Below are 16,060 nucleotides of genomic sequence, written 5' to 3' on the forward strand. Positions count from 1 at the left end.
AACAATATCATTTACGGGTATGCCCTTCGTCGGTATTCATGATCGAACTCGAAACTGTCGCCAATGCCGCAATGTCCGCCGGCGGCAGCGTCGTGTCCCACTTCCGCTCTCCCGTACGCAGGTATTCGAGCGCCTGGGCGGGTTGTGCGCGGAAGCGGTTCAGCTCGTCGGTGTAAAATCCCGTCAGTATCCGTTGCTCAGTGCGGTCGGGCTTGCGGCCGGTTATCAGCCTGAATGCAAGGTCGGTAGCATTCAAGCCACCGTTTTTACATTCGTGTAAAACTTTCTCTGCCAATGCCCTGGCCGCTTCCACATATTGCGGGTCGTTGAGCAGGACCAATGCCTGCAAGGGCGTGCTGGTGGAGCGGCGTCTGGCCACGCATTCGCCACGTTCCGGCGCGTCGAAAATCAGCATCGACGGCGGCGGCGAGGTTCGTTTCCAGATCGTATAGAGGCTTCTGCGGTACAGGCCGTCGCCGGGTTCCTGCTGGTATTTGTAGCGCCACACCTTGTCGCTCAGCTCGTCCCAGAGCCCGGCGGGCTGGTAAGGGTATACGCTTTTGCCCCCTATTTTATCTACTAATATTCCACTGATAGCCAATGCATTATCCCGTATCATTTCCGCTGTAAACCGGAACCGGGCGCCTCTTGCCAGCAATGCATTCTCCGGGTCTTTTTCCCGCAGCTCGGGGCTTACTTTGGACGACTGCCGATAAGTTGCCGAAAGCATGATCAGCTTGTGCAGCCTTTTAATATTCCAACCTGAATCTATGAAATCGACGGCCAGCCAATCGAGCAGTTCGGGATGCGACGGGAGGTTACCCTGGTTACCGAAGTCGGCGGAGGAGCGTACGATGCCGTTCCCGAAATGCATTTGCCAGATACGGTTTACAAATACCCGCGCGGTAAGCGGATTGTTCCGGTCGAAAACCCAGCGCGCGAGGCCCAGCCTGTTTTGCTGAAATTTCCCTTCAAAAGGCATTACTGCATCGAGCGCGCCGGGGGTTACGCGCTTGCCGGGCGCATTGTAGGCGCCGCGCGTGAGCAGGTAGGTCGGGCGGGGTTTGGGAAGATCGCCCATGACCATCAGTTCGGGAATGCTGTTGATGAGCTTGTTCTGCTCATCCATGCGGGCTTTCAGGCTGTCGCGCAGTGCAATTGCCTTTGCATTGAAACGGGCATTGTAAAAATCCTTCACCATTGCCCGTTGTCCCGCCGAAGCCTGCGTTTTCAGCATTTCAGCGGCCTTTTCCGGGTTATGGTTGTATAAAATTTCAAGAGCTGAAAGCGCTTTATCGTAGATTTTCAATTCATCGATCCCGCCGTCTTTAAACGGAATGAGCAAGTTCCGCTGACCGACCATAAATCCCTGAAAACCATAAGTATGAATATCCTTTTCGTACAAAATGCCTTTGTAAAGGTTATCGACATCGACAGCCGTTTTGGCCGCCTCGCCATTGACATAAATCTTCGCCCCGGCTGCCTTACTGGAACCGTCGTAAGTGACGGTAACCTTCGTCCATTGCTTCGCGGGCACAGGCGCGAGGGTACTCACCTGAATGGCATTCTGCGGATAGGAATGCGCGATGATAAACTGCAACTTGTTGTTTTCCAGGCGTAACAAATAGCCTTTATAGCCAAGGCGCAGGTCTTCACAATGGTAAAAAATACCCGCGTCGGGATATACCGTATTCGGTTTGATCCACAATTCGACCGAAAAAGGCTCGGTACGCTCATGCCAGCCGATATTGTTGCCGAATTTGATCGAATTGTAATCCGACAAGAAATAGGCATTGCCCTTCACACCGGGTTTCAGGATGATCTCGTTGCATTGCGCCAGCTGCTTCTGGTTCAGCATATTGGGCATGACGGTCTTGCCTTCGGCAGTTTTTGCAGCTTTTTCAAATGGATACCAGGCTACCATTCCCTCGCGGGCTTTTTCATCCAGCAGCTTTTTGGACAACGCACCGGCACTTAGCCATTTTTTGAAATCCTCCTCCGCATTATCCTTTGTACCAGCCAATTGGTTGCTCAGTCCGGTGATTTTCCGGTCGAAAAAACGGAGCATTTCTTCGTTTTCCCGGCTGGTTAGGAGCAATGCCGGGCCGGGCGTCTGGTCGGGGCCGTAAACAGGGCTGCCGGTTTCATTGGTACTATTGAAAAGCCCGAACATTTTGTAGTAAGCTTCCTGGCTGATCGGGTCGTATTTGTGGTCGTGGCAGCGGGCGCATTGCACGGAGAGACCGAGAATGCCTTGCCCGAGGGTCTGCACGCGGTCGGCATTGTATTCCACGCGGTATTCCTCGAAAACGATACCGGCTTCGGAGCTCTTTTTGTGCAGCCGGTTGAATGCGGTGGCGAGGATGGTTTCTTTGGTCTTATCAGGCAAAAGGTCGCCGGCCAATTGCATGGTAACGAAGCGGTTGTAAGGGATATTCCGGTTGAATGCGCTGATTACCCAGTCGCGCCAGGGCGAAAAATCGCGGTGCTTATCGTCAAGGTAACCGTCGCTGTCGGCATAGCGCGAAATATCCATCCATTCGCTCGCCATCCGCTCCCCGTACGCCGGCGACTGCAACAATCTGTCGATCAGCTTCGCATAGGCATCGGGCGACTTATCCGCCACAAATGCGTCGATTTCGACCAGCGTCGGCGGCAACCCGGTGAGATCGAAACTCGCCCGGCGGATCAGGTCTTCCCGGCTTGCTTCGGGGGAAGGCGAAAGCTGCTCCCTTTCCAGCCTTTCCAGTATAAAGTGATCGATCGGCGTGCGAGCCCATCCGGCCAGTTTCGGCTTGGGTATCGCCGCTTTTTCGGGTTTGATGAACGACCAATGCGGCTTGTATTTCGCACCCTGCTCGATCCAGCGTGTGAGCACCGCTATTTCTTTGACGGATAATGTGAGATTGGAAGCAGGCGGCGGCATTTTCACCTCGGGGTCTTGCGATACAAGTCGGGTGTAAACTTCACTGGCAGCCAAGTCGCCAGGCACGATCGCGTGGCGGTTTTTGGCTTTTTTGAGTGCTTTATAAGCGCCTTCTTCGGTATCCAGCCGCAAGCCGCCCTTTTGCTTTTTGGCATCGGGGCCGTGGCAAGCAAAGCATTTGTCGGAAAGGATCGGTTTGACATCGTAGTTAAAATCCAGCTCCGCCGGTATTTCCTTCAATGCGAGCTCTACTTCTTCCGGCTTTTCCACACCGCAGCCAACGAGGAACAGCAGGCCTGTACAGACTGCTATCCCTATTTTTCCACACCTCAAAAAAGCAAACGACTTCATGGGTTTCTGTCTTTATGCCCCTCTATGAAGTTAAAAGCCAAACTACCCTAATTCTTAGTCATTTATTGTGATTAAAATTTTTTATTTAACTTTTCCTATATAACCACCAGTCTACAATCAGACAAATGCTGGTATCGTCACTTGCGTCTTTGCAGCACCCAGGCATCCCCTTTCCAAACCGGATCGGCACCGGTATGCTTGCCGCTGAAAATCCATAGCTGGTCGTGGAATACGATGCTATGGCCTCCGCTGCGGACGCTCCACGGGGCATGTTCGGCGTGGCGGAACCACTCGGTGCCATTTGAAGAGAACCAAACATCGTTCAGGGCTCCCTTGTAATGATCGGGGTTGAGATCGCGGCCGCCGAATACCCACAACCTGCCGTCGAATGCGTGTACACCCGCATCGTGGCGCTTTTTCCAGCCTGCTTCCGCAGTGAGCTGCGTCCAGTTTTTACCGTCGGGCGAGCGCCATACGTCGGCCAGGCCCTGCCCTCCCACCATGTAAAGCGTGTCACGCATTACCACCATCTGCGGGGAATCGCGGGACGACCACGGCGCTTTGGCCACTTCCTGCATCCATTTCAAGCCGTCGGCCGACGACCATACGTCGTTTTTCATTTCCACCGATTCAAAATCCTTCGAGATCTTCGAAGTACCGCCGAAGAGCCACAGTTTATTTTTAAATACAACCAAACCCTGCCCTTTTCGCGGTTCCCATGCTGCATTGGCTGCTTTTTGCCATTGGGAGCCATCCTCGGAGTTCCACATTTCGTTCGTAAGTTCCCGCTCCTGATACCGCATACCGCCGGTTTGCCAGAGCTTGCCGGCGAAGTAAATGCCTGCCATATAAATGCGTTCGCCCCAGTCTTTTTTGGCGTGGTGCGTCCAGGTAATGCCGTCCGCCGACGACCAGGACGCCTTTTGTCCCACCATCCAGAGTTTACCGCCGAATGCAATGTGCGGTACGAGTCCCATCGGGAACGTGCCTTGTTTCCACTCGTACTGGTGCGAACCGTTTCCGGCCGGGAGCATTTCCTTCCACGTGTAAGCGGGTTTAAGCGGCGCAGGGTCGCCGTCGCGGGTAAAGCAGGCCAGTATCGAAACCAAAAGGCTGATTACGAGCCAATTTCTAAGCGTTTTCATAGCTGAGCATTTGATGATGTGTAAAGGAAATCAAATGCCTGCACCGGAAAAAATAATGTAGATAAACCGGTGAAAATGTAGACCAAACGCGCTCCCTGTATGCACGTCCAAAGCCCAGGCGACCATTACGATGCCGGATCGTCCGGCCTGACGGAGAACGACACCGATACCCGGCTTCCTACTTCCAACCGTTCTGCCGCAATTTCGGCTTCCATCATTCTGCTTACTTCCTTCACAATCAGCAACCCTATCCCGTTCGTCGGGTAAGATTCCGACGTATTACCCGCAATGGGATTCTGGTTTAGCCAGGCGATGATCCGGTCGGGGATGCCGTAACCCGTATCGGAGACGGAAATCGTGACGCGATCCGCGGTGATGTGAGTACTCACTGTAACCTTGCCTTTCAGGGTATTTTTAATCGCGTTATCGATGAGGTTGCTCACGGCAATACCGAGCAGGTAGTGATTGCACCTGAGCTGCTGGTCCGGCGGGACGTCGTTCACCAGTTTGGTACCGTTCTTTTCGGCTACGAGGGTGAAGAGACGCAATTTTTGTGTTACAAGATCATGAACATGCACAGTGTCCGAAGTTGCCTTCTCATCGATCAGCTGTACTTTCATGTAATTGACCGTATTTTCGAGCAGCACATTCACCCGCGCGAGTGTTTCCGTGATGGAATTGCCTATTTGCGAAACCATTCCATATTTTTCTTCCGCGACTAACCTTTCAATTTCCGCCGAAACCGATCTCGCTGCATTGAGCGGCGTGCGCACGTCATGTGTGAGCGATGTGATCATACGCGCCTGCACTTGTACCTGCCGTGCGAGTGAGTTTTCGGAGTCCTGAAGTGCGTCCAGCGTCTGGTTCAGCGACTCGGTACGTTTCGAGATGGCTTCTTCAAGCACTTCATTCCGTTTGGTAAGTCGCCTGTTCTGGATGTTCATCGCTCCGAACACACCGGCTACAAATAGCAGCGTAGCGGCACTTTTCGCGAGAAGCGTTTCGTACCAGGCTTTTTCGACATGGATATTGAACCGGATTTCCTTCACATCATCATCCCCGAAGCCCGTGTGCTTGCGAACCACCAGCGTGTGCTCGCCGGAAGGCATGCTGCTGAAATGAATCGTCCCTTCATTGTCGAGAGGCGTCCATTTTTCCGGTTTCTCGCCACGGGCCGCCAGGGCGTAGAAGAAGCGCTGGTTATCGGGGTTACCAAAATATGCGGAAGCGATCGTTATCCGGATTTCGTCCGGGTAGTGGGGCAGATCGAGCCGGTCGGAAGAATACGCTGCGTGCTTCCCTCCTACCTGCACTTCATCGATGAAAAAAGCGCCGGACGGTACTTCCGGACTGATCGATTCGGGCTTGAACCACACCAGGCCTTTGATTGACGGCAGCGACAGGTAGCCGTTTTTCAGACGCACCGCACAAGGCTGGCAGCCGCCATTGAACTCATTGGTACTGAGCCCATTTTCACGCGAATAGTAGTGATAATAAGGCGTCTCCGTTCCTGCTTCGGTATAACGGATCAGGTCCTTTTTAGAAATTTGGAATAACCCTTTGTTTGTAGTGATCCAGAAGAAATGATTTTTATCCTCATAAATACAATGCGACGTGGACAGGTAACTCTTCTGATCGACCGGGAAGCTGTGCAGCTTGCCATTTCGCAGCAGGAAAAAGCCGTGTTCGTAGGTGGTAAACCATAATTCGCCCGGCGCGGCAAGGTAAATGCTGCGCAGGTTCATTTCCCCGGTGCCCGGGACGAGCGAAACCTTCCGCGTGGCAATATCGATCGCGTGCAGCCCCTTATTAGCCCCGATCCAGAGCGTACCGTTGTGGTAGGCAAAACAGGCCGGGTCTTTGGGTCCCATTACAAAGAAAACTGGCTCCCTACTGCCTTTCGGATCGAACCGGTAGAGCTTGCCGTCGGCGATCTGGAGCCAGACTCTACCGGTCGGGTCCTGGAACATTCCCGCGGGCTCATCGTCGAAGCCCCACCTTCCGATAACACGTTGATCATCCGGTGCAAACCTGACAATATCATCGTTCTGGCGTAGCCACCGGTTCTGGCCGCTGTCGACCATCAGGTACCACGGCCAGGGAGATAATCCGGCGATGGCCGGTAACCGCTTTTGAAACGGCACAGCGGAAGTGCTCATTCCCAAATTAAAACCGGTAGAAACCATGACGGTACTGTCGTTAACGGCCGCCTGGGCGTAAAAGACATTGCTCGAAGTTTCGGTGGTGAGTACCTCAAAATCGTTTCTGGTGAATTCGTAAAGCCCGTCTGCGGTAGAGCCCAAGAAAATCCTTCGGAAATCCCCGGTAGCGTAAATGGTTTTGATAGAATGGCCCCGCACATCAAATCCGTCGAGAATGAGGCGGGTTTCCAGTTTCCCCGTCCGCATTTGCAGATCGAGCGCGTAGAGGCTGTTACCTACCAGAAAGAAAGCCTGGTTCACGGAATTGTTCCAGTATAAACCAATGTTTTCTGTAACACCCCCGAACTCCGGATTGCGCAGGATATCACCCGCCAACGGCAAATCATACCTTTTCAGCCCGGCCTCTCCGTCCAGCATTGTAACCTTTCCCTGCTTTCCCAGAAACAGCATTTTTCCTCCAATGCGGAACATCCGGTTCAGGTCGAAATCCTTCGCGTCCACACTGGCTTGTTTTTCCCAGCGGTCAAATAACTCGATGTGGCGGTCATGGTAGTAGGCAAAAAATCGCCCGACAGTGCCCGATATGATGGTGACGGCAATGGCGGGCATTTCGTTATAAACAATGCTTCCGGTGATTAGTGAAACCGACGCAGCATCTACGGAGCCCGGAAGTTTCAGTCTGTTTACGGCATTTACTCTATGGGTGCCTGCGATTATCCGGCCGTGGCTCACGGGTATCAGACGATTGTCGACCTCCCGAACGTAAAAATCGGCATCATCTCCTTGCATCGCCGGCTGGAAATCGGAGATACGGTTCTGGCTAAGGCCGATATTGGACTTATCGTAAACTTTGAAATTAGTCCCGTCGAAGCGAACGACCCCGTTCTCGGTGCCCAGCCAGAGAAATCCCAGGCTATCCTGCGCAATGGCCTTGATACTGTTTTGAGGCAGGCCATTCTCGTCGGTAAAATGCCGGACGGAGAACTTTGATACGTCCTGGGCTATTGCATTCCGGCCTGAAATGAAGAAAATGACTGCAACCAGTGGCAGCCATTTGGTAATAGTCTGAAAGATGAAGGGAAATTTCATTGGAGGATTTTACCGACTACTTTTCCAGAATCCCTTTCTCAACGCTATCGTTGATCAACCCTTCTGCAAAGGCCCACAGCGCTTCCGATCCTTCCCTGATCACTTTCTTTTTCTCGTACACCTTCTCGTATTTCACACCAAATTCCTTCCACGTGCCGCCGTTGTTGGAGCTGTTTTGAAGGAGCGGTTCGAGGCGGTCCATGGAGCGTGCGAATTTGGCTTCGCTGGTCTCCCCTGCTTCGAATTCCTCCCAGATCGCGATCAGTTCCGCGGCCTGTTCTGCGGGCAGCATGCCGAAAATCCGGTTAGCCGCCAGCCGCTCGTCGTCCGTGTTCGTATGGTTCTTTTGGGTATCGTAAATGAAGGTATCGCCGGCGTCGATCTCCACGATGTCGTGTATCAGTACCATTTTCACCACTTTGAGCACATCCACCGGCACATTGGAATGTTCCGCCAGCACAATGGCCATCACCGCCAGGTGCCAGCTGTGCTCCGCGTCGTTTTCGTTCCGGTCGCTATTGAAAAGCCGGGTTTTACGTTGGATGTATTTGAGTTTGTCGATTTCCTTTACAAACTCGATCTGTTTCAGAATGTTACTTAAATCCATTGCCTCTTGCCTGTTTATTGTAAAAGACAAATTTACGAGGCATTCGGGGAAAATAGTAAAGCTACTTACACTCTGCGATCAGATGTAACGCAAAGTTTATTAATTTACACTTAAATAGATTTGCCTCAGACAACGAACTGCCAACTATTCCAATTCATATGAAGCCTTTCTACTTTGCAATGCTATCCTTGCTGATTGCCCTGTCGGCCAATGCGCAGCGGTCAGCCGATCTATCCCAACGAAGTATCGATGTGCATGTAGATGTGGTGCCGCTCGGTTTTCCTGATCCGGCTGTACGGTTCGGGTCGGAAATGATGTTTGGCAACCGCTGGTCGGTGGGTATGAACCTGGGCATCGGCGTCCCGATCAAAGGAAACACAGAGTTTGTATTCAGTGAGCCCAGGTGGAAAAAAGGGGCGTATCGGCTCTTTGAGATACGGCCCGAAGTTAAATTTTACTGGTTGAAGCGCGAGCGCATTGGCTGGTATATCGCCGCTGAGGGGTTTGCTTCCACGATGAAGGGGACCGCCGGAAAGAGCTATCATTACACGACCGGCAACAATAGTACGCAAGTCAATTTCGATCAGGCGGATTTCAGCAAAACCAAGATCGGGATGATCGGAAAAATCGGCGGGCGCATGTTGATGGGCAGGCGCATGACGCTGGATTTCTTCTCCGGTTTAGGCTTGTCCAAAACCAACCCGATCTATTCCAACTATCAAAACAAAACTTTCAGCAAGTCCGACCCATTCTTCGAAGGCGAAAACTATACAGCCGGAAAAAGGATTGCCGCGCATATTTCTGCGGGCTTACGAATAGGCATATTACTTTGGAATAAGCCGCAATGAATGCGCCGTTAACCAACCATTTTCGTTTTGATTTTAATCAAAGTGTTCCTGATCTGGTGCTTCGTTTTGATCGCCTGCTTTTCCAGTTTTAAACCGAGCGGTATGTCTTTCGGGATTAAATTATTGGCGAGCAAATAAGTCTTCGCGCCTTCTTCGGAATTTTTGTACAAATCAAATTCGGTGTCGGCACGGTGACCGCTGCCATTTTGAGAGAATGGCGCGTGCTGCATAAGCGGTTCGAAGGGGAAATTAATGAATTTGTAGCCCCTGTTGAACATCGAATGGAACCAGATCGCGCCCCAGTCGGTGCCGTGCCAGCCTCCGCCGAATGGCAGAATATCACCCGTCGGAACTACGTTTTGGCGGTACAGGGGCACGTTTACCAGGCAGGCATATTCATTCAACCGGCATTCCGGCAACGGGTGTATGATATCCCGTTCTATGAGTTTATAATGGATCGCAGCGCGTGGTGGCTTGTAGGTGTCCACCAGTTCTTTCAGCTCTTCTTTGGTTGGTACAAAAGTTTCAAACCGGCTGCCGTCGCAAAGTTTGGCAAAAAATGCGGGGCAGTTCCAGCATTGACCTACCAGACCTATTCCCGCAATGGTTTCTCCCTGCGTTTTCGCCAGCATTTTACCTAACAAATCATCTTCGTAAAGGCAATCGTTGTGGGAAAGGAACAGAAATTCCTTATCCGACTTTTCGAGCGCATACTGGTATTTGAGCCCAAAGCGCTTTTCAGGGTCGGTAAGCCACGACTCGTCGGGGTTGCCGGAATAATAGAAATACTGGGGATAAACGTATTCGATAGGGAGCCCTTTGAGATAATACTTCAACAAAGGGATTACATCATATTGGTAATAGGGTTGTATTTTTTCGATAACCAAATAAATCTTGTTAATGTGTCTGGAAGAATGTTTCCAAAGTGTCAAAAGTGTTACGGCAGTGTGGTACGGCTTTCCGTAATAGTTTATACAAACATCAATTTGGTTCATGCAAGCGGATTTTATTGACCACCTGAAACGGTGGGATGCCATGGTTCACGAGGAAAAACCTCCGGCACAAAGTAACAACTTTGAACCGGATTTCTCCTCACTTCTTCTCCGCCAGTAACTCAGAAAGCTTGTTATCGAGCGCCTCGCCCCGCAAATCCTTCGCCACGATCCTGCCGTCCGGATCGACCAGGAAGTTCTTGGGTACCGATTCGATGCTGTACATTTTACAAACCTCATTATCCCAGCCCTTTAAGTCCGAAAGCTGCGTCCATGGCAACCCGTCCTTTTTGATCGCATTCAGCCACGCGGCCCTGGCCGTGGTCCTGTCCAGGGAAATGCCGACCACCGTAAAATTCCGGTCCTTGTAGCGCTCATAAGCTTTCACCAGGTTCGGGTTTTCCGCCCGGCAGGGGCCGCACCAGCTCGCCCAGAAGTCAATCAGCACGTATTTCCCGCGAAAATCCTTCAATGACACCGCCTTACCCGCCGTATCCGCCTGCGTAAAAGCGGGCGCAATGGCGCCGATACCAACCCGTTCGAGCTTGTCGATTTTGGCGGCATATGTTTTGCCGAGCGCGCTGTTGCGGGCCGGCTCGCCCAGCCGTTCGAACAGGGATTTCATTTGGGCGAGGTCGTTTTCCTGGCCGGTGATACTTGCCACTGCAAAGACGGACGCCGTATTGTCCGGGTTATTTTGGGCGAATTCACGGTAGGCATTTGTCAGCTCTTCCTGCGAGGCTTTCCGTTTACGCTCCCAATCTTTTTGAAACTGCACATCCTGCTTTTTTTCCGGCGACGCGTCCATGGCTGCTTTCATAGCCTGGTCGTATTTGCGCCGGTCGTTCTCGATCACGTCGGTTATTTTACGTAGTACCGCAAAGTCGGCATTCAGCTTTCCCGCGCTCACAAGGGCATTGTTCAGCGAGTCCTTGCTCTCCACGCGGATTTTGCCCTGTTCGACGAAAAAATCCAGGCGACTGTTATCGGCAAGCGAATAAAGGATCGCCTTCATCGGCGCGGGTGTATTGCCTTTGAAAGTGAAGCGCCCGCCTTTCACATCGGCTGAGTCGGCGCGTACCGTACCTGATATGATATCGGCGATGTAAAACAATACTTTCCCGGATTGGGGGCTTCCGAGCTTGCCCTCTATCGTAAATGCACCGTTCTGTGCATTCACGAAGCTCGACAACAGCATGGTAATCAACAGGTAGGTGTATCGCATGGCAGGATTTGTTTGAAAGGTGAGCGTTTGTCTAATTTTAGCAACAAAAGGTGACATAACGGATAACTTACTGATGCTAACGTTAACTTAACGTTGAATAAAGATTTTTGCCGGAGATTGTACCCGTTTCCGGCATCGGAAGTCACGTCCGATTCGAAAACACACACAAAACCTTGTCTATTAATCAGTTATTCAAATAGTTTAAATAAACCGCTAACCACCATGACAGCCGGACCTCGTTCCGGCTCTCGATTCATTTCTTTTATGAAAACCATCCTGACCTGCATTGCAGCATTGGCATTCACTGCTTCACAAATCGCGGATACCGACGATCTGCCGATCAACAAAATCCAGCTCATAGGCTCGCACAACAGTTACAAGCAGGCGATCGACCCTGCATTATTCAAGTTATTCCAAAAGAAGGACTCCGTGGCGGCCAGCAAGATCGATTACGAGCACATTTCTATTGTGGATCAGCTAAATATGGGCTTGCGCAACCTGGAAATCGATACCTATTCCGACGAAAAAGGCGGTCGTTACGCGCACCCGAAAGGGCTGGATATGGCGCCCAACCAGAAGGCTTTCGACCCGGAAGGCAAGATGAGCAAGCCGGGTTTCAAGATCCTGCACGTGCCCGACCTCGATTTCCGCAGCTATTACCTCACGCTCGACGAATGCCTGGAAGATCTCCGGAAATGGTCGGAAGCACATCCGGACCACACGCCGGTGTTCATTACTTTCGAAGCCAAAGGCCGCGTTTCGAATGACAACAACAGCTTAGGGTCGTCAGAGAACTTTACCGAAAAAACTTTCGAAGCATTGGATAAGGTAATCACCGAAAAGCTTGGTAAAAACCACATTATCACGCCGGATATGGTGAGAGGCAAATACGAAAACCTGGAAAGTGCCGTGCTCGCAGGCAACTGGCCGACGGTGAAAAATGCAAAAGGCAAGTTCCTCTTCCTGCTCGACGACCACGGCGCAAAACGGGACATGTACATTGCCGGCCACCCGTCGCTGAAAGGTCGCGTGATGTTCGTATGCGCAGACCCGGGCACGCCCGAAGCGGCCATGACGATCCGCAACAATCCCAAAGATCCGGCCATCGAAGGCCTTGTGAAGAAGGGTTACATTATCCGCACCCGTGCCGATTCGGACACGAAGCAGGCCCGCGAAAACGACCGCAGCGGTTTCACGGCCGCGTGCAATTCAGGCGCGCAGATCGTGACGACGGATTACTATTTGAAAAGCACGCATTTCAAATCGGATTATTCGGTAAGCTTTGACGGTAACAAGTATTTCAGGGCTAATCCGCTATTCGTCAATTAGTCAAATTAGTTTTATTTACCGGTTAATAATACATCGAAGTAGATTGATGGTTGACATAATTTATGAAGTCGAGTCGAGTAATAATGTGAACTTTAATCTATCATCAAGTTATGTCAACCTTCACAATCAATTTTACTAATAATTCCAGTTCAGCCGGCAACTTCTGTGTGTTCAACCAAAAAGACGACAGTTTTAACTCTTTTCCACTTGCGTGGCGTGTGGAGTCTGCCGCTCCCAAGGCAAAAGTGGCCATTTCCTGGAACACGGATCTCTTCTTTTTTTGGGCCAAAACCGGCGGATTGCGCCCCGGGATGGTTTTCAACGCCGGAGGAAATGCGCCTACGAGCCTGACGGCAGATAATGAAATTACGGTGACCAGAGATAATCGTGATTATAGATTCGTAAATCAGAGAACCGGGTACCGGCAGGGTACGCTGGTTGCAATCGCCGACAGTAGTGTTGTTCCCAACAACGCCAGTATCGCGATAGGTATGTCGGGAGCTGCTACACTCGCCGTGCAGGCGCAGCCCAACATGCAATTCCAGTTTGTCCCGCGTTTCGAATATTGGGTAACATTCGGAGACCTTCAACAAGGACAGTTACTCGACCCGGACGGAAATACCGAGGCGGCGAAAATCGATTTTCCTCCTGGCATCTACACAATGAATGTTACACTGAATCCGGATTTCACCTGGGCAATAACTCCGGGACTGGATTAATAATAATGCAGAGAAAAAGCCTTTGCGGATTTGCAAGGGCTTTTTTTCTGCTTTGCTATCTCGTTACCGCTACTTCTCCGGCCTTCTACTTCTTCGCCGCGTAATGCAAGGTAACCACGCCCGATTTGAGGGTTTTCGTTTCCAATAATTCCAGCTGGCTTCTTGTTATTTCCTTATCAAAAAGGCTGATACCATTCCCGAGAATGATCGGATGCAGGGTAAGTTTGTACTCGTCGATCAGCCCGAGCTTCATAAAATTTCTGGCGAGGCCGGGGCTGCCGAATATCACCAGGTCTTTGCCGGGCTGCTGTTTGAGCTTGTTCACCTCTTCTACCACATTGTCTTTGATCAGCGTGGTGTTATTCCAGCTCGCCTCTTCCAGGGTTGTCGAAAATACTACTTTGGGAATATCCTGCACCCATTTAGCATGTTCCAGCGAATGCCCGCCGGCATTGGGGTTGTTCAGTACCGTAGGCCAATAGCCTTCCATCAGGTGATACGTGTTTTTGCCGTAGACGGGCGCGCCCACCGTTTTTACCAGCTCCTCGGCGTATTTTTGTAGCTCTCCGTCATAAGACAAAAAGTCCAGCCCGCCGTTGATATCTCCTGCAAAACCATCCAGCGACATGTGCGCAAATAAAACTAACTTTCTCATTTTGATTTAATTTGTTTGTTTTAAAGTATCATAGTACAAAGCTATTACCGGCCAGGCGGAATATTTATAGGGTTTAATGCCAATTGAAGGGGGATATAACGCCACATCATCCGAAGACTTTTTATGAAGCATATTTCGATCATCGTACCGTTGGGTCAGAGTAGCCTGGTAAACATTGAAGGCAGCCTGCAAATATTGTCGGAAGTAAATGTGATACGTGCTAAGAAAGGCGAAGACCCGCTTTTTATAATACAACTCGTCGGACTGGCGCAGCAGGTGCCCCAGCGGAACGGGCTCTTTACCATCGTGCCGGATGTGCTGATAGACGACGTGCTGAAAACCGACCTGATCATTATCCCCTCCCTGCAAGGCGACCAGCCTACCGCATTGGAGATGAACAGGGCGTTTTTACCCTGGATCACCCGGCAATACCACCAGGGCGCCGAGGTTGCCAGCTTGTGCATTGGTGCTTTCCTGCTGGCGGCAACGGGGTTGTTGAATGGTAAAACCTGCACCACGCACTGGATGCTGGCAGACGAGTTCAGAAGAACCTATCCGGAAGCGAAGATGATCCCGTCGAAGATCATTTCCGACGAAGATGGCCTGTATACCAGCGGCGGCGCGTTTTCGTACCTGAACCTGCTCGTATACCTGATCGAAAAGCATGCGGGCCGCGAAATGGCCATTCAGATCGCCAAAAGCTTCGTGATCGACATCGACAAACCGAGCCAATCGCCCTTTATTATTTTCGAAGGACAAAAAGACCACACCGACGAAGACGTAAAAAAGGCCCAGCATTTCATCGAGCAAAACTACCTCGAAAAGATCACCATCGACCAGCTGGCCGACAAGTTCGCCACCAGTACCCGAAACTTCCAGCGCCGTTTCCTAAAATTCACCAACAACACCGTGAACGAATATGTGCAGCGCGTGAAAATCGAAGCCGCCAAAAGAAAACTAGAATCCGGCAAAATGAATGTGAGCGAAGTGATGTACGAAGTGGGCTATACCGATACCAAAACGTTCAGGGACGTATTTAAAAAGATAACCGGCCTGACACCAGTGGATTACCGCAACAAATACAGCCGCCGCGAGCTGCTGGAACGGTAGCAACCGGACGCCACGAATCCGGAATGCATTCGCACGCCGATTCCTGATGTAAATTTTTTTTCACGCGGATGAAACTTTCCGTGCTGCGCAATTGTAACCTTATCTGCAAACGAACTTTGGCTTATCCAAAGCTGCACTACCAAATGGGGGTGACCGGTTTTGACAGCGGGCTGAGGGCTTGTGTGTAAGCATGTCGGGAGTTGAGAGTACCTCCCGTAAATAATATTCTCAAACAATAACTGGCGAATCTACTTACGCCATGGCTGCTTAATCCGGAGGATTAACCAAATGCCATCATCTCTCCACCTCACGTGCTGCCGGGTGGGTCCAGAGGTGTCGAACCGCAGCGCTGGTTGGTATATTGATGCGTAAAACCAACGAGACTCTAGTATCTAAGGCTATGACGCAGGTCCGCCGGGAACCTTGTCAGGCTCGAAAACCGAATCACGGATAAGCATGTAGAAGGCGCAGGTTTTCCCTGTTCTGGACGAGGGTTCGACTCCCTCCGCTTCCACTTTAAAGCAAATCGAATACTTTAAAAAGCCTGTAAATCTTTGATTTGCGGGCTTTTTATTTTCTGCTCGCTCTCTCAAAATATTCATTTTTCAGGATCAAATCAAAAACTTGTGGAGCGCATAGGATTTTCTAGGTTTGTGTTTTTAATCAACCTAGTTCGTTTTGGAGAGTTTCTTGCCTATTATCCAGTTTCTATTACCAGAGTTTATCCTTGAAAATTTTGAATTGACATCCATCGACCGTCAGGATGGAGTATTTCACGTGCATATAGATGAGAAGAATGCGGATGAGAATGACCCGGAGAGGAAGAATTTGCTCTCCAAAGGGTTCTTTCCGATGATTACTGTTCAGGATTTTCCAATTCGGGGCCATAAGGTCTTCCTTCA

Annotated in this window: 12 protein-coding genes and 1 other RNA gene; 6 read left to right on the forward strand and 7 right to left on the reverse strand. The window is 50.9% G+C overall.

Annotated elements, in window-relative coordinates; all coding sequences use genetic code 11:
* Window positions 1-7 precede the first annotated feature (7 nt).
* The 4 genes from BLQ88_RS34660 to BLQ88_RS34675 all read right to left on the reverse strand — a co-directional run bounded on the left by BLQ88_RS34660 (window position 8) and on the right by BLQ88_RS34675 (window position 8,280).
* A complete protein-coding gene (locus BLQ88_RS34660) occupies window positions 8-3,277 on the reverse strand; it encodes a DUF1553 domain-containing protein (RefSeq protein WP_090157606.1) in 3,270 nt (1,089 codons plus the stop codon).
* 137 nt (window positions 3,278-3,414) lie between these two features.
* The gene (locus BLQ88_RS34665) at window positions 3,415-4,422 is read right to left on the reverse strand and encodes a DUF6242 domain-containing protein (RefSeq protein ID WP_090157607.1); all 1,008 of its coding nucleotides are present in this window, start codon (window positions 4,420-4,422) and stop codon (window positions 3,415-3,417) included.
* Between the two features lie 125 nt (window positions 4,423-4,547).
* Complete coding sequence (locus BLQ88_RS34670) at window positions 4,548-7,673, reverse strand: ligand-binding sensor domain-containing protein (RefSeq protein ID WP_090157608.1); 3,126 nt, start codon at window positions 7,671-7,673, stop codon at window positions 4,548-4,550.
* Window positions 7,674-7,689: 16 nt separating this feature from the next.
* A complete protein-coding gene (locus BLQ88_RS34675; RefSeq protein WP_090157609.1) occupies window positions 7,690-8,280 on the reverse strand; it encodes an HD domain-containing protein in 591 nt (196 codons plus the stop codon).
* A 158-nt stretch (window positions 8,281-8,438) separates the two neighbouring features.
* On the opposite strand from BLQ88_RS34675, the gene BLQ88_RS34680 reads away from it, so the two are divergent.
* On the forward strand, window positions 8,439-9,128 hold the full coding sequence (locus BLQ88_RS34680; RefSeq protein WP_090157610.1) for a DUF3575 domain-containing protein: 690 nt from the start codon (window positions 8,439-8,441) through the stop codon (window positions 9,126-9,128).
* 8 nt (window positions 9,129-9,136) lie between these two features.
* Here BLQ88_RS34680 and BLQ88_RS34685 read toward each other — a convergent pair whose 3' ends face one another.
* Together BLQ88_RS34685 and BLQ88_RS34690 are read right to left on the reverse strand one after the other, a co-directional pair.
* A complete protein-coding gene (locus BLQ88_RS34685; RefSeq protein ID WP_090157611.1) occupies window positions 9,137-10,123 on the reverse strand; it encodes a hypothetical protein in 987 nt (328 codons plus the stop codon).
* 97 nt (window positions 10,124-10,220) lie between these two features.
* On the reverse strand, window positions 10,221-11,345 hold the full coding sequence (locus tag BLQ88_RS34690) for a TlpA disulfide reductase family protein (protein WP_176885194.1): 1,125 nt from the start codon (window positions 11,343-11,345) through the stop codon (window positions 10,221-10,223).
* A 264-nt stretch (window positions 11,346-11,609) separates the two neighbouring features.
* Here BLQ88_RS34690 and BLQ88_RS34695 point away from each other — a divergent pair, with 264 nt between their 5' ends.
* Together BLQ88_RS34695 and BLQ88_RS34700 are read left to right on the forward strand one after the other, a co-directional pair.
* Window positions 11,610-12,674 (forward strand): phosphatidylinositol-specific phospholipase C1-like protein, encoded by a 1,065-nt coding sequence (locus BLQ88_RS34695; protein ID WP_090157613.1) that lies wholly within the window; start codon window positions 11,610-11,612, stop codon window positions 12,672-12,674.
* Between the two features lie 110 nt (window positions 12,675-12,784).
* Complete coding sequence (locus tag BLQ88_RS34700; RefSeq protein WP_090157614.1) at window positions 12,785-13,393, forward strand: RhiA family protein; 609 nt, start codon at window positions 12,785-12,787, stop codon at window positions 13,391-13,393.
* 85 nt (window positions 13,394-13,478) lie between these two features.
* Here the strand turns inward: BLQ88_RS34700 and BLQ88_RS34705 are convergent, their stop codons facing one another.
* Window positions 13,479-14,048, reverse strand: a complete 570-nt coding sequence (locus BLQ88_RS34705) for a dihydrofolate reductase family protein (protein ID WP_090157615.1) — start codon at window positions 14,046-14,048, stop codon at window positions 13,479-13,481.
* Window positions 14,049-14,171: 123 nt separating this feature from the next.
* On the opposite strand from BLQ88_RS34705, the gene BLQ88_RS34710 reads away from it, so the two are divergent.
* The 3 genes from BLQ88_RS34710 to BLQ88_RS34720 form a co-directional block, all read left to right on the forward strand.
* Window positions 14,172-15,158, forward strand: a complete 987-nt coding sequence (locus BLQ88_RS34710; protein ID WP_090157616.1) for a GlxA family transcriptional regulator — start codon at window positions 14,172-14,174, stop codon at window positions 15,156-15,158.
* Window positions 15,159-15,303: 145 nt separating this feature from the next.
* Window positions 15,304-15,675: a transfer-messenger RNA gene (ssrA, locus tag BLQ88_RS34715) on the forward strand.
* 161 nt (window positions 15,676-15,836) lie between these two features.
* Window positions 15,837-16,060, forward strand: a 224-nt coding sequence (locus tag BLQ88_RS34720; protein ID WP_445447085.1) for an ISAon1 family transposase N-terminal region protein, incomplete at its 3' end; no start/stop codon positions are given.

Source organism: Dyadobacter soli, from assembly GCF_900101885.1.
Lineage (GTDB): Bacteria > Bacteroidota > Bacteroidia > Cytophagales > Spirosomataceae > Dyadobacter > Dyadobacter soli.